The 24,692-nt window shown below is 59.3% G+C and carries 19 protein-coding genes and 2 pseudogenes; 5 read left to right on the forward strand and 16 right to left on the reverse strand.

What is annotated here, in order from left to right:
- Positions 1–16 precede the first annotated feature (16 nt).
- From U5A08_RS19330 to U5A08_RS19345, 4 genes are all read right to left on the reverse strand, one after another.
- A complete protein-coding gene (locus U5A08_RS19330) occupies positions 17–1,348 on the reverse strand; it encodes a carbohydrate porin (RefSeq protein WP_321848086.1) in 1,332 nt (443 codons plus the stop codon).
- Positions 1,349–1,453: 105 nt separating this feature from the next.
- Entirely contained in the window at positions 1,454–2,902 is a 1,449-nt protein-coding gene (gene gabD / locus U5A08_RS19335; protein ID WP_321848088.1) for an NADP-dependent succinate-semialdehyde dehydrogenase, read from the reverse strand.
- Positions 2,899–4,578, reverse strand: coding sequence for a flavin-containing monooxygenase (locus U5A08_RS19340; RefSeq protein ID WP_321848090.1), 1,680 nt, complete (start codon positions 4,576–4,578; stop codon positions 2,899–2,901). Before U5A08_RS19340 ends, gabD begins: the two co-directional genes overlap by 4 nt.
- Positions 4,579–4,697: 119 nt before the next feature.
- A complete protein-coding gene (locus tag U5A08_RS19345) occupies positions 4,698–5,498 on the reverse strand; it encodes an SDR family NAD(P)-dependent oxidoreductase (protein ID WP_058822696.1) in 801 nt (266 codons plus the stop codon).
- 313 nt (positions 5,499–5,811) lie between these two features.
- On the opposite strand from U5A08_RS19345, the gene U5A08_RS19350 reads away from it, so the two are divergent.
- Positions 5,812–7,680, forward strand: coding sequence for a sigma-54-dependent Fis family transcriptional regulator (locus U5A08_RS19350; protein WP_321848092.1), 1,869 nt, complete (start codon positions 5,812–5,814; stop codon positions 7,678–7,680).
- A gap of 42 nt (positions 7,681–7,722) precedes the next feature.
- Here U5A08_RS19350 and U5A08_RS19355 read toward each other — a convergent pair whose 3' ends face one another.
- The 6 genes from U5A08_RS19355 to U5A08_RS19380 are packed head-to-tail and all read right to left on the reverse strand — an operon-like array spanning position 7,723 to position 14,270.
- The gene (locus tag U5A08_RS19355; protein ID WP_058822694.1) at positions 7,723–8,652 is read right to left on the reverse strand and encodes an electron transfer flavoprotein subunit alpha/FixB family protein; all 930 of its coding nucleotides are present in this window, start codon (positions 8,650–8,652) and stop codon (positions 7,723–7,725) included.
- Between the two features lie 2 nt (positions 8,653–8,654).
- The gene (locus U5A08_RS19360) at positions 8,655–9,404 is read right to left on the reverse strand and encodes an electron transfer flavoprotein subunit beta/FixA family protein (protein WP_321848095.1); all 750 of its coding nucleotides are present in this window, start codon (positions 9,402–9,404) and stop codon (positions 8,655–8,657) included.
- 60 nt (positions 9,405–9,464) lie between these two features.
- On the reverse strand, positions 9,465–10,703 hold the full coding sequence (locus U5A08_RS19365; protein ID WP_321848096.1) for a CaiB/BaiF CoA transferase family protein: 1,239 nt from the start codon (positions 10,701–10,703) through the stop codon (positions 9,465–9,467).
- 26 nt (positions 10,704–10,729) lie between these two features.
- Positions 10,730–11,932, reverse strand: a complete 1,203-nt coding sequence (locus U5A08_RS19370) for a 3-oxoadipyl-CoA thiolase (RefSeq protein WP_321848097.1) — start codon at positions 11,930–11,932, stop codon at positions 10,730–10,732.
- 16 nt (positions 11,933–11,948) lie between these two features.
- Positions 11,949–13,481 (reverse strand): 3-hydroxyacyl-CoA dehydrogenase, encoded by a 1,533-nt coding sequence (locus U5A08_RS19375; RefSeq protein WP_321848099.1) that lies wholly within the window; start codon positions 13,479–13,481, stop codon positions 11,949–11,951.
- Positions 13,482–13,484: 3 nt separating this feature from the next.
- A complete protein-coding gene (locus tag U5A08_RS19380) occupies positions 13,485–14,270 on the reverse strand; it encodes an enoyl-CoA hydratase (RefSeq protein WP_058822689.1) in 786 nt (261 codons plus the stop codon).
- A 237-nt stretch (positions 14,271–14,507) separates the two neighbouring features.
- On the opposite strand from U5A08_RS19380, the gene U5A08_RS19385 reads away from it, so the two are divergent.
- From U5A08_RS19385 to U5A08_RS19395, 3 genes are read left to right on the forward strand one after another with little or no spacing between them, the layout of a single operon-like run.
- Positions 14,508–15,374 (forward strand): IclR family transcriptional regulator, encoded by an 867-nt coding sequence (locus tag U5A08_RS19385; protein ID WP_247403980.1) that lies wholly within the window; start codon positions 14,508–14,510, stop codon positions 15,372–15,374.
- A 60-nt stretch (positions 15,375–15,434) separates the two neighbouring features.
- Positions 15,435–16,589: an acyl-CoA dehydrogenase family protein gene (locus U5A08_RS19390; RefSeq protein ID WP_321848101.1), complete on the forward strand. Its 1,155-nt coding sequence runs from the start codon at positions 15,435–15,437 to the stop codon at positions 16,587–16,589.
- A gap of 57 nt (positions 16,590–16,646) precedes the next feature.
- Positions 16,647–17,921: an MFS transporter gene (locus U5A08_RS19395; protein ID WP_321848102.1), complete on the forward strand. Its 1,275-nt coding sequence runs from the start codon at positions 16,647–16,649 to the stop codon at positions 17,919–17,921.
- Positions 17,922–18,354: 433 nt separating this feature from the next.
- Here the strand turns inward: U5A08_RS19395 and U5A08_RS19400 are convergent.
- The 4 genes and pseudogenes from U5A08_RS19400 to U5A08_RS19415 form a co-directional block, all read right to left on the reverse strand.
- Positions 18,355–18,639, reverse strand: a pseudogene (locus tag U5A08_RS19400) (transposase); the annotation flags it as partial.
- Positions 18,640–18,782: 143 nt separating this feature from the next.
- A complete protein-coding gene (locus U5A08_RS19405) occupies positions 18,783–19,586 on the reverse strand; it encodes an alpha/beta fold hydrolase (protein WP_321848104.1) in 804 nt (267 codons plus the stop codon).
- A 233-nt stretch (positions 19,587–19,819) separates the two neighbouring features.
- Positions 19,820–20,755, reverse strand: coding sequence for an NAD(P)-dependent oxidoreductase (locus U5A08_RS19410; RefSeq protein WP_321848105.1), 936 nt, complete (start codon positions 20,753–20,755; stop codon positions 19,820–19,822).
- Between the two features lie 14 nt (positions 20,756–20,769).
- Entirely contained in the window at positions 20,770–21,777 is a 1,008-nt protein-coding gene (locus U5A08_RS19415; RefSeq protein ID WP_321848108.1) for a branched-chain amino acid aminotransferase, read from the reverse strand.
- A gap of 303 nt (positions 21,778–22,080) precedes the next feature.
- On the opposite strand from U5A08_RS19415, the gene U5A08_RS19420 reads away from it, so the two are divergent.
- Positions 22,081–22,545 (forward strand): Lrp/AsnC family transcriptional regulator, encoded by a 465-nt coding sequence (locus tag U5A08_RS19420; protein ID WP_321848110.1) that lies wholly within the window; start codon positions 22,081–22,083, stop codon positions 22,543–22,545.
- A 272-nt stretch (positions 22,546–22,817) separates the two neighbouring features.
- Here U5A08_RS19420 and U5A08_RS19425 read toward each other — a convergent pair.
- Positions 22,818–22,949 (reverse strand): annotated as a pseudogene (locus U5A08_RS19425) (IS5/IS1182 family transposase); the annotation flags it as partial.
- 325 nt (positions 22,950–23,274) lie between these two features.
- Positions 23,275–24,621, reverse strand: a complete 1,347-nt coding sequence (locus U5A08_RS19430; RefSeq protein ID WP_321848112.1) for an OprD family porin — start codon at positions 24,619–24,621, stop codon at positions 23,275–23,277.
- Between the last annotated feature and the right edge of the window lie 71 nt (positions 24,622–24,692).

Raw genomic sequence — 24,692 nt, forward strand, 5'->3', positions numbered from 1 at the left:
AGGTGCAGACAACGGCTTAAAAGCTCGCTTGCAGTTTCAGGCCGGCGACCCAGGCGTTATCCACTTCATACACACCGCCAGGATTGCGCACGTACTGCACGTTCGGGCGCACGGTCAGCCAGTCGGTGACATGCACGCCATAGTTGAGCTCAATGTTGTATTCGCTGTGCTGCACCGGGACGTAGAGCGGGTCGTCGTAGTCGGTGATGCCCGTGCTGTCATTGATCAGGCGCTGGCGCTTGGTGACGTCGTCGTTGACCTTCAGGCGGGCAACCCCCAGGCCGATGTCATCCTTGGGACGCGCATCGAACGGGCCTTTGTAGACCGCACCGATGTTCTGGAAACTTTCGATGCTGCTGGTGGCCTTGTCATGCACGGTCAGGCTGGCAAACACACTCAACCCCCGTGATGCATCGCCATGATGGGCGGTGAGTTGCTGCTGGCCCATGATCCACGCACCGTGTTTGCTGCTACGGGATTTGGGCGCCTGGCCGGTCAACGCCTGCGGTGCGCCGTTGATATCCTCGTACACGTCATTGGCGGCGGCGCTGCTGTGGTAGTAGCCCAAGCGGTATTCACCGGGCAACGCTTGCTGGCCCACCGTTGGCTTCCAGATCACTTCGACCGGCACCAAGGCGCCTTTTGTGCCACTGCCGCTGAGCTTGAAACCGTTGCCGGTGCTCAGGTACGACGGGTTCTGCTCATACGCCCCGACCTGCACCGCCCACTGTTCATTCAGGTTGTAGCGAACGCGCGCCCCCCATTGGCTGACGGGGCCGCTGTACCAGACATCTCCGGCCACGTTACCGATGGGCGCACTGCAGAACGACAAACTCTGGAAGTCGCACGGGAAGCTGGCAAAGTCTTCATTGACTCCCAAACGGCCCAGCTTGAGATCCAGGGCGCTGTCGAAAAACTTCTGGCGATACCACATCTGAGTCAGGCGCCAGGTCTGTCCCCTGCCCCACACTTCCTGCACCGAGCTGAGCTGCGGGGCGCGCGGGTCGGAGACGCGTTCGTTGGAGAGGTTATTGCCATTGCGCTCCGTCACCAGCAGTTGGAACTCGGCGTCGTTCCAGCCCAGCAACTTTTGCAGGTCCAGGTGAGTGCCAAGTGCCCATTGCGCGGTGTAGCGTGCGGTGCGGTCATGGTTGTAGCCGCCGTGAACGTTGGTGGCCCCTTCACCGACGTAGCCAACGATCACGTCAACGCCCTGATCCAGCAGCTCACTGCGTAACCCGCCCCAATCACCCGTGCCCCATTGCGAGGAAGGGTCAGCGGCGGATGCGGGTACAGCAATGCACGACAGGAGCCCAAGCCCCAGCGGCAGTTTCCAAGCGATGTTCATGTCGATATTTCCTATTGTTTTTATGTTTTACGACACAGCGTGAAGCGGGCCGCGGGGCAAGGCCCGCACGGCCTTCAAGCAAAAAACGGACAGCGATGGATCAGCTCAAATGCCGGCCAGGCACAGGTATTTGATCTCCAGGTAATCCTCAAGGCCGTACTTGGAACCCTCACGACCGACGCCCGAGGCCTTGACCCCACCGAACGGCGCGGCCTCAGAGCTGATGATTCCGGTGTTGACCCCGACGATGCCGTACTCCAGCGCCTCGCCCACCCGAAACACGCGACTCAGGTTGGCGGTATAGAAATACGCCGCCAGGCCGAACTCGGTGTCGTTGGCTTTTTTGATGACTTCGGCGTCATCAAAAAAGCGGAACACCGGCGCCAGCGGGCCGAAGGTTTCTTCCTTGGCGACCCGGGCGTTGTCGGGCACGTTTACCAGGATGGTGGGCTCGAAGAAGTTTTCACCCTGGGCGTGCGCGCCGCCGCCCTGGACAACCTTGGCGCCCTTGGCCAGCGCATCCTCGATATGCTCGCGCACCTTGGCCACGGCCTTACCGTCGATCAGCGGCCCGAGGGTCACGCCGTCGGTAAAACCATCACCGACCTTCAGGGCCGCGACTGCCGACGCGAGTTTATCGACGAAGGCGTCGTACACCTTGTCATGCACGTACAGGCGGTTGGCACACACGCAGGTCTGCCCGGCGTTGCGGAATTTGGAGGCCAGCGCACCGTCCACGGCGGCATCGAGATCGGCATCCTCGAACACGATAAACGGCGCGTTGCCGCCCAGCTCCAAGGAGACCTTTTTGATGTCGTGGGCGCATTTCTCCATGATCTGGCGGCCGATCTCGGTGGAGCCGGTAAAGGAAATTTTGCGCACCACCGGGTTGCTGGTCAGCTCTTCGGCGATCTCCGCTGCGGCGCCGGTAACCACCGACAGCACGCCCTTGGGAATGCCCGCCAACTCGGCCAGGTAGACCAAGGCCAAGGCCGAGAACGGCGTCTGCGAGGCCGGCTTGATCACCATCGTGCAGCCGGCGGCCAGGGCCGGCCCGGCTTTGCGGGTAATCATCGCGCTGGGGAAGTTCCACGGCGTAATGGCGGCGCACACGCCCACCGGTTGTTTGATCACCAACAGGCGTTTGTCGGTCGCGCCGGGGATCAGGTCGCCATAGACGCGCTTGGCCTCCTCCGCGTACCACTCAATGTACGACGCACCAAACACGATTTCGCCCAAGGCTTCCGGCAACGGCTTGCCCTGCTCCAGGGTCATGATATGGGCCAGGTCGTGCTGGTGTTCGATGATCAGGTCGTACCAGCGGCGCAAGGCATTGGCACGGGCCTTGGCCGAGAGTTCGCGCCAGGCCGGCAACGCACGCTCGGCGGCCTCGATGGCCCGGCGGGTTTCCGCCTGGCCCATGCGCGGGACTTGGCCGATGGTCACACCGGTCGACGGGTTGACCACGGTGATCGTGGCCTCGTTGTCGGCAGCCAGCCACACGCCGTCGATAAAGGCCTGATGGCGCAAGAGCTGGGGGTTGTTCAACGTCATTGCTGGTTCTCCGTTACACGACGCGGTTGCGCGCCTTCGACACTCACGGCCTTGAACTTGAAGCCCCGGTAGTCGTCGTGCTTGACCGCCGCCAACTGTTCGCTGAACGCGCCCAGGCCACCCATGTAGAAGTACACCTTGTTGCTTTTGCCCGGGATGTTCGCGCCGAAGATCCACGAGTCGGTCTTGGCGAACAGCGTCTGGTCGGCGATGTCCTGGCAGATCACGCCCCATTCCTGCTCGCTTTGCGCAGAGGGCTCCACGCAGGCCAACTCGTTCTGCTCCATGAAACCAATCAGGTCGGACACCCACTCCACTTCGGTTTCAATGGTCGGTGGAAGGTTGGTAAACGGACCGTTGGGGCCCAGGATCATGAACATATTGGGGAACTTGGCGGTGGCGACCGACAGGTAGCTCGACGGGCCGTCAGCCCAGTGATCCTTCATCGAGACGTTGTCGCGCCCGCGAATGTCGATGCGCTTGTAATTGCCGTCCACGGCATCGAAACCGGTGGCGAACACCAGTACATCCAACTCGTGCTCGACCCCGTCCGCCGTGCGAATGCCCTTGGCGGTGATTTCTTCAATCGGGTTGGCCTTGACGTCCACCAGCGACACATTGGGGCGATTGAAGGTGGCGTAGTAGCCGCTGTCGCACAGCGGACGCTTGGCGTAGAGATCGCGCGGCATCAACTTGCGGGCAGTTTCAGGGTCCTGGACGATTTCAGCGATTTTCTCGCGCACGAAGTTCTGGGCTTCGATGTTGGCTTCTTCGCTGGTGGCAATGTCGTTGAAGGTCTGGAACATGTAGCGGAAACCGCCGCCACCCTCCCAGGCGCGCTGGAAGATGGCTTTGCGTTCGGCGGCGCCCACGCTCATGGTGGGGATGTCGCTCTCCGGGAAGCCGAACGCCAGCCGCGAGGAACGCACTTCCTTCCAGATCGCATCGTAGTTGCGCTTGATGTCGTCGACGTATTCACGGCTGACCGGGCCGTTGCCTACCGGCACGGTGTATTGCGCGGAACGCTGGAACACCGTGAGGTGACCGACAGTCGGCGCGATCGCGGTAATGACTTGGCAGCCCGTGGACCCAGTACCGATCACGCCCACCCGCTTGCCTTCGAGCACGGCATCGGCCGGCCAGTTGGCGGTGTGGTACATGTGCCCCTTGAATTGGTCCAGGCCGTTGATCTTCGGCACGTTCGTCGCCGACAGCAGGCCCAGTGCCGTCACCAGGTACTTGGCGCTGTATTGATGGCCGTCGTCAGCGGTGACCAGCCAGCGGCTGCTGTGCTCATCGAACACCGCAGCGGTGATGCCGGTTTCCAGTTGGATATCACGACGCAGGTCATGGCGATCAACCGCGTGATTGAGGTAGGACAGAATCTGCGGCTGGGTCAGGTAGCGCGTGGTGATATCCCACTCCTGGCACAGCTCGCGATCCCAGGAGAAGCAGTACACAAACGATTCACTGTCGGATAACGCGCCAGGGTAGCGGTTCCAGAACCAGGTGCCGCCGATACCGCCGGCCTTGTCGAAGGCGCGCACCTTCAGGCCCAGTTCATCGCGCAACTTCTTGAGCATGTAAATGCCGCCGAAGCCTGCACCAATCACAATGGCGTCGTAGTGGATGATGTCGGTGCCAACCGAACGTTTGGCCAGAACTGTAGTTGTCATTATGTTCTCCTGTTTCGATCAGTGCGCCTGCGGCTTGAACAAAGCTGCAGGCAAGCCGTATCCGTTCCCCCGAATCAAGGTTTCAGGGGACGTAAACTCAATAAGTAAGCGGGGTTCAACTAAAGCGAGAAGCCGCCATCAACGGCGATCGCCTGCCCGGTCACGTGGGGCGCGCAGGCGAGGTAAACCGCAAGTTGGCCCATGTCTTCCACGGTTTGCGCTTCGCCTTGGGGCAGCAGGCTGGACTGGTGCCGTTCCCAGGACTGCACTTCGGTTTCGCCAGGCTGGGCCCAGCGTGCGGAAAGCCCTTCGTCACCGCGCCACATGCCGGTGCCGACCACTCCCGGACAAAGGGCGTTGACAGTGATGCCCTCGCGGGCGACCTCTTTGGCGAAGGCGTTGGTAAATCCAATCACTGCAAACTTGGAGGCGCTGTAGTGGGACAGGTCCGGGAAGCCGACTTTTCCGGCAATCGACGCCAGGTTGATGATGCGGCCGAAGTTGTGCTCGCGCATCAACTTGAGCTCGGCCTGGCAGCAGAGGAATACGCCACGGGCGTTGATGTTCATGATGCGGTCCCACTCGCTGACCGCCAGCTCGTCAACGCGGCCAAGGCTGACTACACCTGCGTTGTTGACAGCCACATCCAGGCGGCCAAATTCTGCCCGAACTTGCTCGATCAGGCTGACGACGCTCTCGGGCTTGCTGACGTCAACTTGCAGGGCTACCGCCCGACGACCCAAGGCCCGTACCAGGGCGGCGGCCTCTTCGGCGATGCCCAAGTCATAATCAGCAAGCACCAGGTCTGCGCCTGCCTGGGCCAGGCTCAGCGCAATGCCCTGGCCAATACCACGACCGGCACCCGTCACCAGGGCAACCTTGCCGTTCAGGGAGAAATTCACAGCATTGAATTCGCTCATGTACTGCCTCTGTCATTATTTTTGTTGAGTTGCGACCGTTCGACGCGGCCTGCTGAGACTGACAGAGCAAGTCGAATGCCAATACCGTAATACTTGGCTGTAAAGGCCGGAATAGAGGGATCGTCAGCTTAATTAACGTACACCGCGTCAATGCCTGCGCAAGACATAACCGCTCGTACCTTGCGTGGGACGCTGCGAATACTGAGCGGTTATGTCTCACCGGCACCGGCTGACGGATTCAGCTTGAAGGGATCGGCCAAGCCGCCTTTAATGGCCATCAACAGAAAAATAAGATCCAACCTTCGGAGGTACCATGTCCTCTGGTTTTTCGAAGACTCATGTGGAACACGTGAGTCGCGTATTGCGCACTGCCCAACATGCACCGACCCTGCCGGTGCCCAATGCCATCCTCGATTCCTGGCGACGCTCGGTACAGCACTACAAGCTCGACCCGGGTTCATTACAGGGCCCGAGGGTTCTTGAGGCCCACCAAATCCATGAACACCGCCAGCGTGTCGACGACTTCCTGCACCTGGCAGGTGACGAAATGTCACGGTTGCACAGCCGCGTAAGAGACGCCGATTACTGTGTGATGCTCACCGATACTCTGGGCTGTACCGTCGACTACAGGATCGAGTCAGCCCTGCGCGGCGAGTACCGCCGTTCCGGCATGGACGTCGGCACTTGCTGGTCGGAAAAGGAAGAAGGTACGACCGCTGTCAGCGCGGTGTTGATCGACAAACTGCCGGTCACCGTGCACAAGCTGGATCACTTCCGTGCGGCGTTCATCGGCAACACCTGCTCTGCGGCGCCGATATTTTCACCCCGCGGAGAGATCCTGGCGGTATTGGACGTCTCTTCGGTTCGTGCTCCGGATGACCGGCGCAGCCAGTATTTGATTCGGCAAATGGTCATTCAAAGCGCCACGGACCTCGAAAATGCCTACTTCATGTACAGCACCCAAGACCTGTGGGTGTTACGTGCTCACCCCCTGCCAGGTTATGTCGACAGCCAGCCTCAATGCCTGTTCGCCTGGGACCGTGATGGTCGGATTGAAGCGCTCAACCCTGCCGCGCGGCGCCTGCTGTTGCAGCGCTGTGGCCGGATCCCCGCGCATATCGACGAAGCCTTCGCCTCAGCGCAACTGCCCGCCGCCGGGGATGACAGCCTCCACTATTTGCCGTCGATGGGGCTGCATGTGCGCCTCAAGATGCCTCGCCGGCCCATCAGCGCCCCCGTGGTCAGCCATCCGGAGTCAGCGCTCGACCCCAAGGTTGCGCAGGCGTTGGAGCTGGCGGTACGGGTCAAGGATCGTGGCCTGCCAGTGTTGATCCATGGTGAAACCGGTGCAGGCAAGGAACACTTTGCATTGCAACTACATGCTGCCAGCAAGCGCCGTGACAAACCCTTTGTTGCAGTGAACTGCGCGGCGATTCCCGAGAGTCTGATCGAGAGTGAACTGTTCGGTTATGCCGCAGGTGCCTTTACCGGCGCCTCAACCAAAGGCATGCGTGGCTTGTTGCAACAAGCCGATGGCGGCACCTTGTTTCTCGATGAGATCGGCGATATGCCCCTGCCCCTGCAAACCCGCCTATTGCGGGTGCTCAGCGAGGGTGAAGTGGCCCCCTTGGGCGGAGCGCGCACCCAGTCCATCGATATTCAGGTGATTTGCGCCAGCCACCGCGATATCGCCACGCTGGTTGAAACCGGCAGCTTTCGTGAAGACCTGTTTTTCCGCCTGAGCGGCGCACGCTTTGATATACCGCCGCTACGCGAACGCAAAGACAAACTGGCGTTGATCAACAAACTGTTGGGCGACGAATGCCAGCGCTCAGGCGAACGCCTTGAACTGAGCGAAGCTGCACTGGAAATGCTCTTGAATTACAGCTGGCCCGGCAACATGCGGCAACTGCACCACGTACTGCGTTACGCGTGCGCCGTGTGTAAAGGCCAGGTGATCGGGGTGGATGATCTGCCGGTGACGCTCGGCGCGAGCGCGCCGGTAAAGGGCCAGGAGACCGTCAGCGGCAGCCCGGAGCGCCAGGCTTTGATCGACACGCTTGTGCGCAATCGATGGAAACCCCTTTTGGCCGCCCAAGAACTGGGGATCTCCCGTGCAACGCTGTACCGCAAGGTCAACTTGCACGGCATCAAAATGCCAGGCAAGGGTTCGTACAACTGAACCTGCGGCAGGCGCGCTCTTCGCCCGCCTGCCGACTGGTTATTACAGCGCCTGTTGCAGCGCCGGTACGGCTTCGAACAAGTCCGCCACCAGGCCGTAATCAGCCACCTGGAAGATCGGTGCTTCTTCGTCCTTGTTGATCGCCACGATCACCTTGGAGTCTTTCATGCCGGCCAAATGCTGGATCGCGCCGGAGATACCGACCGCGATGTACAGCTGTGGCGCAACGATCTTGCCGGTCTGGCCGACCTGCATGTCGTTGGGCACGAAACCTGCGTCGACGGCCGCGCGGGAAGCGCCGACCGCAGCGCCCAGCTTGTCGGCCAGGGCGTACAGGTGCTTGAAGTTGTCACCGTTCTGCATGCCACGCCCGCCCGAAACGACGATCTTGGCAGCGGTCAGCTCAGGACGATCCGACTTGGCCAGCTCTTCGCCAACAAAGCTGGAAAGACCAGCGTCGTGGGCAGCGGAGACGGCTTCAACGGCAGCCGAACCACCTTCGGCGGCAACCGGGTCGAAACCGGTGGCACGCACGGTGATGACCTTGACCGCAGCGCTCGATTGCACGGTGGCAATGGCGTTACCGGCGTAGATCGGGCGCTTGAAAGTGTCAGCGCTTTCGACCGAGATGATCTCGGAGATCTGGTCAACGTCCAGTTGCGCGGCAACGCGCGGCAGGATGTTTTTGCCGTTGGAGGTAGCGGCGGCCAGGATGTGGCTGTAGCCAGCACCCAGCTCTGCTACCAGCGGCGCGACGTTTTCCGGCAGTTGGTGAGCGTAAGCGGCGTTGTCGGCCAGCAGTACTTTGCTCACGCCGGCGATTTTCGCTGCGGCTTCAGCCACGGCGCCAGCGCCCTGACCGGCAACCAGCACGTGGATGTCGCCACCGATTTTCGCAGCGGCAGCCACGGTGTTCAGGGTGGCCGGAGCCAGTACCTTGTTGTCGTGTTCTGCGATTACCAAGATAGTCATGATTAGATTACCTTCGCTTCGTTTTTCAGTTTCTCGACCAGTTCAGCCACCGACTTGACCTTGATGCCCGCGCTGCGTGCAGCCGGCGCTTCGACTTTGACGGTCTTGTTGGTAGAGGCGGTGGAAACGCCCAAAGCGTCCGCAGTCACTACTTCGAGAGGCTTCTTCTTGGCTTTCATGATGTTTGGCAGAGACGCGTAGCGCGGCTCGTTCAAACGCAGGTCGGTGGTGATGATGGCCGGCAGTTTCAGCGAAACTGTTTGCGCGCCGCCGTCGATTTCGCGGGTCACGGCAACGCTGTCGCCGCTCACTTCGACTTTCGAGGCGAAGGTGCCCTGGCCGTAACCGGTCAGCGCAGCCAGCATCTGGCCAGTCTGGTTGTTGTCGCTGTCGATGGCCTGTTTGCCGAGGATCACCAGCGATGGCTGTTCCTTGTCGACAACGGCTTTGAGCAACTTGGCAACGGCCAGGGAGGTCAGCTCTTCAGCCGACTCAACCAGGATGGCGCGATCAGCGCCCAGTGCCAGGGCGGTACGCAACTGCTCTTGAGCAGTGGTCGGGCCGATGGAAACCACGACGATTTCAGTCGCCAGACCTGTTTCTTTTAAACGAACAGCCTCTTCCACGGCGATTTCGCAGAAGGGATTCATCGACATCTTGACGTTAGCGAGGTCGACGCCGGACTGGTCCGCTTTGACCCGAACCTTGACGTTGTAGTCGACCACCCGCTTGATGGCTACGAGGACTTTCATGGAGCACTCCATTACAAAAAAAATGACTCAACCCAACAGCGAAGTGCCGGGAAAAGCAGATCAGCGCTCGCCCAGTTGCTCAATGACACCGCTGGCCTTCAACTGCGCCAGACGCTCGTCATCCAACCCCAAGCGACGCTTGAGCACTTCATCCGTATGCTCACCGAGCATCGGCGCCGGGCGCAGGTATTCCACCGGCGTGCCGGACAGTTTGATCGGGCTGCCGACGGTGACAAAGTCCGGCTTCAGCGGATGGGGAATCGTCACCAGCATATTGCGCGCCTTGACCTGGGGTTCATCCAGGGCCTGGGCGATGCTGTTGATCGCGCCGATCGGCACACCCCGGGGATGCACGCGATCAATCCACTCCTCGGCACGCCCCTGAAGGAAGTGCGCCGACAGAATCTCGATAATCGCCTCGCGATTGGCCACGCGCTCGGCGTTACGCGTGAAGCGCGGGTCTTCGGGCAGGTGCGCCAGGCCGATGGCCTCGCACAGTGCGACGAATTGCGAGTCGTTGCCGCAGGCGATAATGAAGTCCTGGTCGCTGGCGCGGAACACCTGGTACGGCACGATGTTGGCGTGGGCGTTGCCGTAACGGCCAGGGGCCTTGCCCGAGGCCAGGTAGTTCTGGCTCTGGTTGCACAAGGTGGCAACCTGCACATCCAGCAGCGCCATGTCGATGTGCTGGCCCAGGCCGGTTTTTTCGCGACTGAGCAATGCCGCCTGGATCGCGACCGTCGAATAAAGCCCAGTCATCAAATCGGAAAACGCCACGCCGACCTTTTGCGGCCCGCCGCCGGGCAGGTCATCGCGCTCGCCGGTGATGCTCATCAGCCCGCCGATGCCCTGCACGATAAAGTCGTAGCCCGGTTCCGCCGCACGCGGCCCGGTCTGCCCGAAGCCGGTGACCGAGCAGTACACCAGGCGCGGATTCAGTTGCACCAGCGAGGCGTAATCCAAGCCGTACTTGGCCAGGGAACCGGCCTTGTAGTTTTCGATCAGCACATCGCAATCGGTCGCCAACGCCCGCACCAGCTCCTGCCCTTGCGGGCTGGCCAGGTTCAGGGCCACCGATAACTTGCCGCGATTGGTCGACTGATAATAAGAGGCTTCCGAGGTGCGCTCATCGTTCTGGCCTTTCATCCACGGCGGGCCCCAGCCACGGGTGTCGTCGCCCACGCCCGGCCGTTCGACCTTGATCACTTCGGCGCCCAGGTCGGCCAGGGTTTGCCCGCACCAGGGGCCGGCAAGCACACGGCTCAAGTCGAGCACGCGGTATCCAGTCAAAGCACCCATGTCATTTCACCTCTGCTGGAGCGCGTTTACACACGCTCGATAACCATCGCCAGCCCTTGGCCGACACCGATGCACAGACTGACCACCGCATAGCGTTTGCCACTCTCCTGCAACGCCCGTGCGGTGCTCAGCGCCAAGCGCGCACCCGAGGCGCCCAAGGGATGACCGAGCGCAATCGCGCCGCCGTTGGGGTTGACCCGTGGGTCGTCCAACGCCAGGCCCAGCCCCTTGAGGCAGCCCAGTACCTGGCTGGCGAACGCTTCGTTGATTTCGATGATATCCATGTCGGCCAGCGTCAGCCCGGCACGGGCCAGGGCTTTGTTGATCGCCTCCACCGGGCCGATGCCCATGATGCGCGGCGCGACACCCGCTGCGGCACTCGACAGGATGCGTGCCATGGGCACCAACCCGTGACGCTCACCGGCGGCGACGGTGCCGATCAGCAGCGCGGCGGCGCCGTCGTTGACCCCGGAGGCATTACCGGCGGTGACGATACCGCCTTCGTGCAAGGGACGCAGGCGCGTCAGCGCGGCCAGGTCGGATTGCGGGCGCGGGTGTTCGTCCTGCGCCACGAGGTTGGGCGGCGTCTTGCGGCCGGTGGGCACACTGACCGCGAGGATTTCGTCGTTGAAGAAACCGCGCTGGCGTGCGGCTTCGTAAAGGGCCTGGGAGCGTGCGGCGAACCCATCGGCCTGGGTGCGCTCGATGCCGTACTCCTGGGCCACGTTGTCACCGGTCTGCGGCATGCTGTCGTTACCGAATTCGGCGACGATCCTGGGGTTGGGAAAGCGTGCGCCGATGGTGCTGTCGTACATCGTAAAATCGCGGCTGTAGGCGCTCTCGGCCTTGGCCATGACGAACGGCGCCCGCGACATGCTCTCCACCCCGCCGGCCACGAACAGTTCGCCTTCGTTACAGGTGACGGCGCGGGCGGCATCGATCACGGCGGCCAGTCCACTGGCACACAACCGATTGACCGTCTGCCCCGGCACCGTCACCGGCAAACCGGCGAGCAGTGCGGCATGGCGCGCGATGTTGCGGCTGTCTTCGCCGGCCTGGTTGGTATTGCCGAGGATCACGTCTTCGATGGCGTCGCCGGGGATCGCATAGCGGGCCAGCAGTTCGCGGATCACATGGGCTGCAAGATCGTCAGGCCGCACAGGCGCCAGTGCGCCGCCGTGGCGGCCGAAGGGTGTGCGCAACCCCGCAAAAATATAAGCATCGAGCATGGCAGTTTCCTAAGTGTCAAGGTTTCAGGGTTGGTTCGGGGTGGCACAACGACAGGCCCAGCGTCGCGCGACGGCGCAGCCAAGGCCCGGGCCGGTAGCGCGGGTCCCCGGTCAGTGCCGTCATGCGTTCCAGGATGGTCAGCAAGCGTTGGGCGCCGACGCTGTCCCCCCAGGCCAATGGCCCCTGCGGGTAGCCCAGCCCGCGGCGCACGCCTTCGTCCAGGTCGTCGACACTGGCAATGCGCTGTTGCACGATATCGCCCGCCAGGTTGACGATCATCGCCAACACCCGCTGGGCGACAAAGCCGACGCTGTCGTTGATCACGCTGACGCCCACGCCATCGCGGGCCAGCAGCGCGTGTGCGGCATTGCACATGTCGACGCGGGTTGCCGGTGTCAGCATCAGCGTGCGGTAGCGTGTGCAGTCGAGCAGCGGGTCGATGCAGACCGTGCGCGTCGGGTCGGTGGCGAACCGTTGCGCTGCGCTGGTCGCGTCCAACCCATAGGGCGCCAGCAGGCACAAGGCTGCATCCGAGGGTGCAGCGCCCTGCTCCACTTGCGCGCCCAGTCGTTCCAGCATCGCGCTAAGGCTGGCGCGGTCAGCATCGCTCTCGGTGCCCAGCCACACCGGCGGCAACGCTTCAACCACCGGTACCGCCTGGGCTTGGGGGGCATCAATCATCTGGCCGTTGGCATAGTGATAGAAGCCGCGCCCGACCTTGCGTCCGACGTAACCGGCTTCCAGCATCTGGCGGGTCAGCGCGGCCGGTCGGTAACGCGGTTCCTGGTAGAACTGGTTGTAGATGGATTCGATCACCGGGTGGGAAACGTCCAGCGCCGTGAGGTCGAACAACTCCAGCGGTCCCATGCGAAACCCCAGGCCTTCGCGCAAGATGCGATCCACTTCCGCCGCGTCCGTGACGCCCTCCTTGAGGATCTGCAACGCTTCGGTGCTGTAGGCGCGCCCGGCATGGTTGATGATGAAACCGGGGGTGTCCTTGGCCCGAATCCCACGATGCCCCATGCGCGCGGCCAATGCCTGCAAGGTATCGCCGACACGCGGATCGCTGGCCAGACCATCGATGACCTCCACCACTTTCATCAGCGGCACCGGGTTGAAGAAGTGGAACCCCGCCACCCGCTCAGGGTGCCGACATTCACGGGCGATGCTGGTCACCGACAGCGATGAGGTGTTGGTCGCCAGGATGCAGTCGTCGCGCACGACGGCTTCAAGTTGTGCAAGCAACGCCTGCTTGGCATCCAGGCGCTCGATAATCGCTTCCACTACCAGGTCAACGTCACTGAGGTCAGTCAGCGCCGTCGCGACCCGCAGACGCTCAAGTGTTGCCTGGGCATCGCCGTCGGCGATCTTGCCCTTGCTCACCAGCTTGTCCAGGGTTTGGCGCAGGTTTTCGCGGGCCGCCTCGGCGGCGCCTTCGCGGTTGTCGAACAGCACGACCTCGATGCCGGCCTGGGCAGCAATCTGGGCGATGCCGGTGCCCATGATGCCGGCGCCCACCACCGCCATGCGCTTGATTTCACGTGTCATGGGTCATTCCCCCAAGAAGCTGGCTTTGCGTTTTTCAAGAAAGGCACTGGCGCCCTCTTTCTGATCCCGGGAGTCGAACAGCAACTGAAACGCCTTGCGCTCCAATGCCAGCGCACTGTCCAGGGGTAAGTCGGCACCGAGCAGCATCACTTCCTTGATCTGCGCGACCGCCAGCGGTGGCAACGCAGCGATTTGCGCGGCCAGTTCAAGCGCCCGAGGCAGCGTGCGTTCATCACTCACCACCTCGCTGACCATGCCCATGGCCAGCGCCTCGGGCGCCGGCACCAGGCAGCCGGTCAGGGCAATGCGCATGGCCTGGAACTTACCGACGGCGCGGATCAGGCGCTGCGTGCCCCCGGCGCCCGGCATCAGGCCCAGCTTGACCTCCGGCTGGCCGAAGCGCGCCGATTGCCCCGCGACGATGATGTCGCAGTGCATCGCTAGCTCGCAGCCGCCGCCCAGGGCAAAACCGTTCACTGCGGCGATCACCGGTTTGGGGCAACGCGCGATGGCGTCCCACAGGTATTCCGTGTGACGGCGATACATCTCGATCGGGCTGGCCTGGGCGAACTCGCGGATGTCGGCCCCCGCGACGAAGCAGTGCTCGCCGCCGGTGAGCACGATCGAGCGCACGCGCTCATCGGCAGACAACAGGCGAAAGCTGTCAGCCAGTTGTTCGCGCACGGCGCTGTTCAGCGCGTTCTTGACCTCGGGCCGCTCGATGCGGACGACCGCGACGGCATCCTCTCTTATCTGGACATGCACGACCGGTTCTGGATGGGAGTTCATAGCGACCTCTTATTATTGTTTCGACAGGCGAAACTGAATACCGTAATTACGCTTAATCATAAGGACGCTTACAAAATCCTGTAAACATAAAAAGCAAAAAATCTGTTTAACCCCAATAATTGCTTGGTTTTAAGTCAACAAAACAAACCCGTTTGTTTTTAAAGAAACAACGAATATAATTTCGTCAGGCGAAATTGAATTTTATTTTCTTGCATTTTTTCAAAGTGAGGTTCTACCATGGCTCGCATCAAGGCAGATCGGCAGGCCGCTGACACGGCAAAGGGAGCGGATGAAATCGGGTTACTGAAGATGGGCATGCTCGATCCCGCCAGCGCATTGAGCGACGACGAAAACAGTGGCCAGTTTGTAACGGCATTGGCGCGCGGGCTGGAACTGATGAGGTGTTTCACCCCGCGCGACAACGTGCTGGGCAATCAGGACCTGGCGCGCATGACCGGCCTGCCCAAACCGACCGTGACGCGGCTGACCAATACGCTGATGCGCCTGGGCTGCCTTAAACGCGAAGTGCATTCGGGCAAGTACCAGTTGGATGTCGGGGTGTTGGGTTTTGGCTACGCCATGCTGTCGAACCTGGCGATTCGCACGGTGGCTCATCCGTTGATGGAGGACCTGGCCAATCATGCACAGGCGGCCGTCGCCATGGCATCCCGTGATCGCCTGCAGATGGTGTACCTGGATGTGGTTCAGGGCCAGGGCAACATGACCATGCGCCGTCAGATCGGCAGTTACTTGCCGCTGGCACAAAGTTCGGTAGGCCGTGCGTGCCTGGCGGCGATGCCGGAGACCGAGCGGGAGTTTTTGCTCGATCACATTCGCCAGCGCGAATCGGAACAATGGCCAACCATCCGCAAAGGGTTGGATCGGGCGTTCAGGGATTACGCTGACTACGGCTTCTGCCTGTCGATCGGTGAGTGGCATCGCGACGTTAACTCCGTGGCCGTGCCGTTGCTGCACCCGCAGTACGGGTTGTTGACCTTCAACTGCGGCGGGCCGAGCTTCCAACTGCCCCGCGAACAGCTCATGGACGATATCGGGCCTCGCCTGATCAACATGGTGAATAACATTGGCGCCGCTGCTCGCTGACGCAACGGAGTAACGGCGCCCCAATAAAGAACCGCTCGCCTGCGAGCGTTAGGAGCGCACATGATCCGTGATACCGAAACCCTGCAGATGCTGTTGGATTCCCTTCGTCAGTTTGTCGGCGAAGTGCTGATCCCCCGTGAAAACGAAGTGGCTGAGACCGACGCGATTCCCCAGGACATCGTCGAGCAGATGCAGGCCATGGGCCTGTTTGGCCTGACACTGCCGGAAGCGTTTGGCGGGCTGGGCGTCACGATGGAGGAAGAGGTGAATATCGCCTTCGAGCTGGGGCGCACCTCCCCGGCGTTTCGTTCCTACATCGGCACCAACAACGGGATCGGTTCCATCGGCATTCTGCTCGACGGCACTGAAGAGCAGAAACAACACTACCTGCCCAAGCTCGCCAGCGGTGAGCTGCTCAGTTCCTTCTGCCTGACCGAGCCCGATGCAGGATCGGATGCCGCCTCGCTCAAAACCACCGCCGTGCGCGACGGTGACAGTTACATCATCAACGGCACCAAGCGCTTCATCACCAACGCACCGCACGCTGGCATCTATACGGTGATGGCGCGCACCAGCACTGACATCAAAGGCGCAGGCGGTATCAGCGCATTCATTGTCGAGCGCGGCACACCGGGAGTGTCCTTGGGCAAGCCCGACCACAAAATGGGCCACAAAGGCGCGCATACCTGCGACGTGATCTTCGAAAATGCCCGAGTACCTGCCAGCCAACTGATTGGCGGTGTCGAAGGCGTGGGCTTCAAGACCGCGATGAAAGTCCTCGACAAGGGTCGCCTGCATATCGCGGCATTGAGTGTCGGTGCGGCTGAGCGGATGCTCGATGATGCCCTGCGCTACGCACTGGAACGTAAACAGTTCGGCCAGCCCATCGCCGAATTTCAATTGATCCAGGCGATGCTGGCCGACAGCAAGGCGGAAATCTACGCCAGCCGCTGCATGGTGCTCGATGCTGCACGCAAGCGCGACGACGGCCTTAACGTCAACACCGAAGCCTCCTGCGCGAAAATGTTCTCGACCGAAATGTGCGGCCGCGTCGCCGACCGTTGCGTGCAGATCCACGGTGGCGCCGGCTATGTCAGCGAATACGCGATCGAGCGTTTCTACCGGGATGTGCGCCTGTTCCGCATCTACGAGGGCACCACCCAGATCCAGCAGATCGTCATTGCGCGAAACATGATCCGCGACGCTCAACGCTAGATCAGCGCGCAACACTCAACTCTAGTCCCACCCCATAAATACAATAAAGGTAACTCCATGGACGCTGCTGCTCAGGCAAGTGCGACTGCCCACGCCAAATCCAGCACTTGGGTGCTGGTGTTCATTTTTTGCTTTCTCGGATTATTGATCGACGGCGCCGACTTGATGCTGCTGTCCTACAGCCTCAATAGCCTGAAGACTGAATTCGGTCTGACTAACGTCGAAGCCGGCAGCCTGGGTAGTTTCACCCTGGCGGGAATGGCGATCGGCGGCATCTACGGCGGCTGGACCTGCGACCGCTTTGGCCGGGTGAAAACCGTGGTCTGGAGTATTTTGCTGTTCTCGGTCGGCACTGCCGCCTTAGGCCTGACCCACAGTTACTGGCAGTTCGCGCTGATCCGGTTCCTGGCCTCGCTGGGCATCGGCGCGCTGTACGTGGCGTGCAACACGCTGATGTCCGAATACGTGCCCATCCGCTACCGCACCACGGTACTCGGCACCCTGCAGGCCGGCTGGTCGGTGGGCTACATCGTCGCGACCCTGCTGGCCGGTTGGATATTGCCGATTCATGGCTGGCGCTGGCTGTTCTACATCGCAATTATCCCGGTAATTCTGGCGTTAGTGATGCAGCGTTTCGTGCCCGAACCCCAAGCGTGGATCAACGCCCAGGCCGAGCGCGCCAAGCAAAAACTCGCTGGCCTGCGCAGCGGCTCGACTGAGAGGCGCGACAGTATGTACAAACAGATTTTCGGCGATCCGCAGGCGCAGCGGATGTTCATCTGCTGGGCGCTGACCGCCGGTTTTCTGCAGTTCGGCTACTACGGGGTGAACAACTGGATGCCGACCTACCTGGAAAGCGAACTGGGCATGAACCTCAAGTCCATGACCGGCTACATGGTCGGCACTTATACCGCCATGATCCTCGGCAAGATTCTCGCGGGGATGGCGGCCGACCGTATCGGCCGCCGTACCGTGTTCGCCTTTGGCGCACTGGGGACGGCGGTGTTTCTGCCGGTGATCGTGTCGTTCCAAAGCCAGGACAACATCCTGTGGATGCTGGTCGTGTTCGGCTTTCTGTATGGGATTCCGTATGGCGTCAATGCGACCTACATGACCGAAAGTTTCGAGGCCAAGCTACGCGGCTCCGCGGTGGGTGGTGCTTACAACATCGGTCGTCTGGGGGCCGCAGTGGCGCCTGCCACGATTGGCTTCCTGGCGTCCCATGGCTCGATCGGCGTGGGCTTTCTCGTGATGGGTGCGGCGTACTTCATTTGCGGCGTGATTCCGGCGCTGTTTATCCGCGACAAGCAATTCGATCCACAAAAGCAATAGAACCGGTAACTCAACAGTTCAGCAGCAGTCTGTCGGAGCTCCTTATCCGACTGACCGCTGCTATTGAAGATGTTCAAGAGACGTCATTTTTTTTCAAGTCTGTTTGAACCGCCATATTCCCCGCAACAAACTTCGACCATTTGGCCCGGATATTTCCGACATTTTCGAAAACTTATCCTTCCTACTCGTTTTGACTAGGGTGAAAAAAACGCCTTGAAGAAGCCTGTCGCGACCGACAGCTATCAGCCAATACCGCCGATAACATTCGACAGAAATGAAACCCAAAAAATGGCCCATGTCAAGCCCTGACACAACCGACCCGATAACCGGAAGTCTATATGAGACGCTGGTTTAGCTGCATTTAGGACGGCTTTGCGGGAGCGCAGCATTTTGGGCCAGGAGCCAAATAAGAGCCTTGCAAAAGAAGGCACACCTCGCCGCAGAAGTACTGCCAATACGGGTTCTCGACCCAGGTGTTGACGACGGCTTCGTCGGAGGCGTTGAAGGTGTGCTGCAGGTAGAGCTAGCCGGCAACCAGTCGAGACGCCAGGGCCGGACGCCCACGGCGGGAAGTGAAGGGTTCAGTGAAGGTGCGCTCGATCTCTAACCAGTCGATCAGGCCCGCCAAACGTACCAACGCGTGACGCATGTTGATCTGCTGATCCAGGCGCGAGCGGAACAGATCCTCACTCTCGGGCACAACTGGCTTGGGTCTCATGGACAAACCTCGTCAGAAATTGCAGGGAAACGGCGTTCTACGCCGTATTGCCCTGCAAATTGCGCACCAGCGAAATCGAGAAATCTAAAGGTGCATCAAGGACTTGGGAGTTCTTCAGGCCGGACTATTTAGGCTGTCGGCTTTTAATGCATATCTTCGATAAATGATCGAATGGCATCCAACACTTCTTTTTCCTGTTCTCGATGAGGGACATGCCCGCATTTAGACAGGCACTCGAAACGCACCGGAACTTCGGCTAACGCAACAATTCTTTTTGGATGCCTACTACTTCCGTATTCGTCATTTTCCCCGTGGATAGCGAGAATTGGGCAGCGAACTAGCGGCAAATCTTCATCAAGACACCATTGAGAAAATTCGGGCAAATGCCATGTATTAACCCAGGCATCTAGAACCCATTTCGCCTTGCTGCCGTGGTGCTTCTCAAGACGCTTCATTTGACTGGGATCTGAAAACGAATCCCTAGCAACAAGGATTCCATCCAGCGTTCGGTCTTCAACAAACGACTGTGCGGATTCGGTTATTATGGCCTGGCATTGGTCAGGGTATGCTCGTGCTATTGACACGGCCATGCCACCACCAACACTATGTCCAAATACGATGAATCGACCTATGGAGAGCTGCTCAATAACCGCAGAAAAGCTCTCTTTGGCTTCATCTGATATGAAGCTGGCACCTAATAACCCAGGGTGCGGGTCGGACTTTCCAAAACCCAGGCGATCATAGGCAATAACCGGATGCCCTGTGGCATCAGCCAACCTCATGGGGAAATCCCGCCATTGCTGGGTGCTTCCCAGCGAGTCGTGTAGCAACACGATTGGTGGCTGATTTTGCGTTATCTGTGGGCCAGGCCAAGACTTAGCATAGAGATTTCCACGATTTGTCTTTACCCACATTTCCATGCAAGATTGGTTAGTTTTTTTTGTCATGATTTAGTCTCCCATGAGTCTCTTACTTCCAATTTTTTCCAGTAGATCATGGCCGGCTAAACCAGTGAATACCTTGATATGCCAAGCACCGGTGAGATGCTAACAACCGACAAAAGCGTTGAAACAAGGATAACTTCCGATGAAATCCTTGCCTCTCGCCTGTAGTAATTGGCCTGCATGAACGAAGCTGTCCCACTAGGTAGCAGTGTATCGACCAATGTTTTGCCCTCCCGCTATGGTCTTGGCGCTTTTGCGCCCAGGGCCAGGGTGCGGGCTTCAATAGCTGTAATCACTGACACCATATCCAAGCGTCCATGTCCCTGCGCGACACTTTCGCCGTACAGAGCACGACTGAGATCAAGCAAAGGCGAGGCAATACCTGCCTCTCGGGCCGCGGCAGCGATCAAGCTGGTACTGTTGTAGGCATCGGATGTTGCTGCTTGAACAGCGAAGTCGCGGGTAATGAACTTCGGGAGTTTGACCCGAGTGAAATCACAGTCCATCGGACCAGCATCAATTGTCTGCTTCAGCTTGGAAAGATCCAACCCATGCTGATCAGCGAAATGCACGGCCTCGGCCAAGCCGGCCAGCATCGTGTTCAAGAACAGATTTACGGTCAGCTTCATCAGCAGCGCGCTACCCACGGGGCCGCAAAGTACGGTTTCGCAGCACATTGGCGCGAGCAGCGGCCGGACTTCCATGATGGTGTCCGGCTCGCCACCGAGCATTGAAACCAGTTGACCCGCTTCGGCCGGTTTGCGCGAACCCGACACTGGCGCTTCAACATACCGCCCGCCCGCCTCGTTGATGGCTGCCGCTAGTTCGCGCGAATATTCCGGCGAATTCGATCCCATCGAAACGACGGTGCGCCCAGTGACCAACGCCGCAAACTCGGGCGTACCACGCCGCAACACAGCATCAAGCGCAGCCTCGTTGACCAGCATGAGGATCACGATGCGCGCATGCTCAAAAACATCTTTGACACTGGCGGCCACGCTTGCGCCCGCAACGCGCAGTGATTCGGTCGCAGCTAGCGATCGGTTCCAGACAATGAGCTGCGTGCCTGCGCGAGCCAAGTTGAGCGCCATAGGTTGCCCCATGACACCCAGCCCGATGAAACCGATGGGATTACTCAAAGGGGATTCAGAGCATTTGACACTATCAATCATCGTTTTGCTTCCCCTTAAAACAGACGATCAAGCCAGCCATGCGGGTCAGGTGCACAGCCGAATTGAATATCTGTCAGCGCCACTTTCAAGCGTTCAGTCACTGGGCCGGCGCTGCCGTTGCCGACGGTGAAACTGTGACGCCGCCCCTTGACCTTTCCGATTGGCGTGACAACTGCGGCGGGTCCGCAAGCGAAGGTTTCACGCAGACGCGCGCTTTGCGCATCACTTTGCCATTGACCGATGGAATAGGGTTCCTCGCGCACGGTATACCCAAGGTCGCGGGCCAGCGTGATGAGGGAATCGCGGGTAATGCCCGGCAGGATGATGCCCGACAGCGGCGGCGTTTGGAAAGAGCCGTCATCGAACACGAAGAAGATGTTCATGCCGCCCAACTCCTCAATCCAACGGCGCTCGACCGCATCCAGGAACACCACCTGATCGCAACCTTCTTGAATCCCTTCTGCCTGTGCAGCCAGCGAGGCCGCATAGTTGCCGCCGCATTTCACTGCGCCCGTGCCACCAGGGGCAGCTCGCGTGAAGTTCTCCGATACCCACAGCGTCACGGCTGCAGCACCGCCCTTGAAGTAGGACGCTACCGGAGAGGCGATTACGCAGTAGGTGTATTCAATGGAGGGTTTGGTGCTGAGCGCGATTTCCGTTCCAATCGTGAAAGGCCGCAAGTAAAGCGAAGCGCCGTCTGATGAGGACGGAATCCAATCCCGCTCGATGCGAACCAACTCCCTTACTGACTCGACGAACACATCCTGCGGCAACGTTGCCATAGCCAACCGTGCGGCAGAGTTGTGGAAGCGATGAGCATTGGCGTCGGGTCGGAACAGCGCGGCTCCGCCGTCGGGTAGGCGATACGCCTTCATGCCCTCGAAAATTTCCAACCCGTAGTGCAAGACCATCGCGGCGGGGTCGGGCCCAACACCTTGTGCGGCTCGATTTTTCCGTCGTACCAGCCACGCTCCTTGGAATATTGAATCGTGACCATGTGGTCGGTGAATAGGCGTCCGCATCCGGGATTTTGCACCAGCCGCGTGCGTTCGCTCGCCGGGACTGGATGAGGATTTCGCTCAAGCAGAAAGGTCAGGCCGTCTTGTCTGGTGTGGCTCATGTCAGAGATCCAAAAGGTGCTGTGTGATGGTGAAAACCTGCTATATCGATAGAGACATTTTGATCCAACTTCCGAGAAATTTTGTTGCGTATTGACTCATCAAAACTGGATAATTGGCATCTAAAGCCACATTTCCTTATTTTTGTAGAACCACATGCCTTTTCGGTGACTGCGAGCCGCCACGCGCCAAATAAAGGAGTTATTCATGACAGTTCAGTTGGACAAAATCGACCGCCGCATCCTGAATGCCCTTCAGGAAGATGGCCGCCTTCAGAACGTGGAATTGGCGAAAAAGGTCGGCCTCTCGGCTTCACCTTGCCTACGCAGAGTGCGCCTGCTGGAAGAAGCGGGCATCATCGAACGATATGTCGCAATCCTCAATGCCACCAAGGTCGGCGCGGGATTGACGATCTTCACCCGCGTATGGCTCAAAGGGCAGGACGAGAAAACTGTCAACAGCTTCATTGAGGCAATTATCGGTATGCCGCAGGTGACCGAATGCCATCTGATGGCCGGGGACTGTGATTTCCTTCTGCGAGTGGCTGTCGCGAACCTTGACGCCTACCGCCTGTTCCAAATCTCGCAGTTGGGAAAGCTCAAAGAAGTGCAAAGTTTCAAGACCGAGATACCAATGCAGAAGGTGAAGCAGACTTCCAAAATTCTGCTTTGAGACCAGTTACGATCTGAGCTTTACGATGGTTGTCCAAGTGTCAGTTAAGGTCCGGCAGTATCGGCCGCAATGTCCTGGGTGCAAGACCTCTCGATCTCAGTAGTACTTGGCTGAGGCTCAGGGCATCCCATTACACACAGCCATGACCAGCGATGGTCAGGAGCGCACAGCTAAGCGCAGCCAAAGGTCAAAGGTCAAAGGTCAAAGGGGCCAGTTTTCGGTCAGCGGCAACACGCAATCGTTTTTCTTTCGGCAAACCCTAGAGCGTGTCGTCACGAGAGGCATAGCCAAAGTGCTAGGCAGCGTATCTGTGCGGCAGCGAGGAATGAAGACAGGTTCCCGGTATAGCGCGTGGCAATGCCGCGTCATTGTTTGATATATAAAAAAACGTTTTCGACCAGATAACCGCTCAGTCCACTAGGGCCTGTTCCCGTTTCAGCACCACCACGCTGAGGCCAGTTTTTCCGTAAGGCAAAAGCCGTGATGTTTGACTGGCCAGATGGACCGGAGAGAAACGCAGCATCCCAGCAAACGCCCCCCCCTTCGAGTTGTGTTGAAATGGGAACAGGCCTTAGCTCAGATGCAATCTGAACTAGGGTCTGTTCTGTAGCCCAACTTTTTGACCATCGCGCTATGGCCATTAGATACGCGATAGTCTGTGGGTCAGTCATGAACGTAGGGACGGCAAGAGCGCTCGGTAGAGATTTGCCAGGCCTAACCAGGCTGAAGCTACTTCAGGAAGCTCAGATCCAGCGGGTAGTCCAGGATAATCCGAGTTTGATCAAGGTCGTTGGCAACAGCGCCATAATCTCCACTGGTGCGCATCGTTGCATACATCAAGCGCAACGATAGATTCTTCGCTGGCCCGGACTGCACCACATACTTGACCCATAGATCGCGCTCCCACTGCGAACCATCGCGTACTGCTTGGAACCGCGAGTAAGCGCCGCCAGCGTTACGACCGTCGATATCGGTCCCCTTAATGTAGCGAGCCGTGAACGTCAGGCCCGACACACCGAACACGGCGGCGTCCAGATCGTAGCGAGCGCTCCAGGCTTTTTCGTTGGGGCTGTTGAAGTCACTGCCTTGAGAAGCGGCGTCCAGTTCAATATCAAAACTGTTCCAGACATAATCGAAAGGTTGATCGCCATCGATCTGCGTATACGCCAGTTCAAATTTTTGACCTCCCGCCGAATAACCCGCTCGCGTACTCCATGAATCATTACGAATATTACCCAGCAATGCAGCACCAGTTTCACGCGTACGGTAATAGTTGATGCCGGTATTGAATATGCCGCCCATTTTTAACGGCACACGATATTCAATCGATGCAAACTGTTGATTCCAGATATTGTCCAGTTCAGAACCAAACAGTTTAATCTTTACATCCTTGATTCCGGTGTAAATACCACCGTAATAGCTGACAAAGTCACTCCCGCCTTGCCGACCGCCATAAGCCGTACCCAGTTGTCCGCCATGATTGGTCGCTGCACGATCGCTGCTGGAAACAAAACGCCCGGCATTGAGGGTCAGACCTGCGAACGAGCGGTCCGTTACGTTCCAGCCCCTGAGGGTTTGAGGCAACAGACGAATGTCGCCGTACTTGAGCACCGGCGAATCCGGGAATAGGTCGCCGTAAGCCAACTCAGTGTTGGCGATACGCATTTTCAAGGCACCTCCGGCCTTGGAGTATTCGCTTTTCGGGTCGCCCTGATTGTCGCGCGAGACGATGCCGCCATTGCCGATACCATCACCCACCCGCCCCTTGCCACCGTCGAGTTTGAGCGCGCCCATGTAATGCAGGTCCAGCCCGAAACCAACCAGACCTTGAGTAAACCCAGAATTGAACTTGGCCAGCACCCCTTGCGCCCATTCCTGGCGATAACTTTGCCGCTCACCCGCAGGGTTACTGTAACTGCCGCTGCGGTTATCTGCATTCCAGTAAAAATTTCTAAAATTTACCGACGTGGTGCTGCCATCAATAAAACCGTTACTCGGCTCTGCCGCATGAACCATTGCACTTCCCAAGTAGACACCGACACTCGCGACGCCCAATGTAAAAGTTCTGAATAACATGACGCACTCCCTTATTGCCTATGATTAGAGCGGCAGAATGAAGATTTATTGTTATTAACCGGGTATCTTGT

The sequence above is a fragment of the Pseudomonas paraveronii genome, from assembly GCF_963681955.1.
GTDB classification, from domain to species: domain Bacteria; phylum Pseudomonadota; class Gammaproteobacteria; order Pseudomonadales; family Pseudomonadaceae; genus Aquipseudomonas; species Aquipseudomonas paraveronii.

Excerpts from the sequence above, each read along its gene's own strand:
- U5A08_RS19330 (WP_321848086.1), bottom strand. The coding sequence starts at position 1,348 with ATGAACATCGCTTGGAAACTGCCGCTGGGGCTTGGGCTCCTGTCGTGC.
- gabD (WP_321848088.1), bottom strand. The coding sequence starts at position 2,902 with ATGACGTTGAACAACCCCCAGCTCTTGCGCCATCAGGCCTTTATCGAC.
- U5A08_RS19340 (WP_321848090.1), bottom strand. The coding sequence starts at position 4,578 with ATGACAACTACAGTTCTGGCCAAACGTTCGGTTGGCACCGACATCATC.
- U5A08_RS19345 (WP_058822696.1), bottom strand. The coding sequence starts at position 5,498 with ATGAGCGAATTCAATGCTGTGAATTTCTCCCTGAACGGCAAGGTTGCC.
- U5A08_RS19350 (WP_321848092.1), top strand. The coding sequence starts at position 5,812 with ATGTCCTCTGGTTTTTCGAAGACTCATGTGGAACACGTGAGTCGCGTA.
- U5A08_RS19355 (WP_058822694.1), bottom strand. The coding sequence starts at position 8,652 with ATGACTATCTTGGTAATCGCAGAACACGACAACAAGGTACTGGCTCCG.
- U5A08_RS19360 (WP_321848095.1), bottom strand. The coding sequence starts at position 9,404 with ATGAAAGTCCTCGTAGCCATCAAGCGGGTGGTCGACTACAACGTCAAG.
- U5A08_RS19365 (WP_321848096.1), bottom strand. The coding sequence starts at position 10,703 with ATGGGTGCTTTGACTGGATACCGCGTGCTCGACTTGAGCCGTGTGCTT.
- U5A08_RS19370 (WP_321848097.1), bottom strand. The coding sequence starts at position 11,932 with ATGCTCGATGCTTATATTTTTGCGGGGTTGCGCACACCCTTCGGCCGC.
- U5A08_RS19375 (WP_321848099.1), bottom strand. The coding sequence starts at position 13,481 with ATGACACGTGAAATCAAGCGCATGGCGGTGGTGGGCGCCGGCATCATG.
- U5A08_RS19380 (WP_058822689.1), bottom strand. The coding sequence starts at position 14,270 with ATGAACTCCCATCCAGAACCGGTCGTGCATGTCCAGATAAGAGAGGAT.
- U5A08_RS19385 (WP_247403980.1), top strand. The coding sequence starts at position 14,508 with ATGGCTCGCATCAAGGCAGATCGGCAGGCCGCTGACACGGCAAAGGGA.
- U5A08_RS19390 (WP_321848101.1), top strand. The coding sequence starts at position 15,435 with ATGATCCGTGATACCGAAACCCTGCAGATGCTGTTGGATTCCCTTCGT.
- U5A08_RS19395 (WP_321848102.1), top strand. The coding sequence starts at position 16,647 with ATGGACGCTGCTGCTCAGGCAAGTGCGACTGCCCACGCCAAATCCAGC.
- U5A08_RS19405 (WP_321848104.1), bottom strand. The coding sequence starts at position 19,586 with ATGACAAAAAAAACTAACCAATCTTGCATGGAAATGTGGGTAAAGACA.
- U5A08_RS19410 (WP_321848105.1), bottom strand. The coding sequence starts at position 20,755 with ATGATTGATAGTGTCAAATGCTCTGAATCCCCTTTGAGTAATCCCATC.
- U5A08_RS19415 (WP_321848108.1), bottom strand. The coding sequence starts at position 21,777 with ATGCGGACGCCTATTCACCGACCACATGGTCACGATTCAATATTCCAA.
- U5A08_RS19420 (WP_321848110.1), top strand. The coding sequence starts at position 22,081 with ATGACAGTTCAGTTGGACAAAATCGACCGCCGCATCCTGAATGCCCTT.
- U5A08_RS19430 (WP_321848112.1), bottom strand. The coding sequence starts at position 24,621 with ATGTTATTCAGAACTTTTACATTGGGCGTCGCGAGTGTCGGTGTCTAC.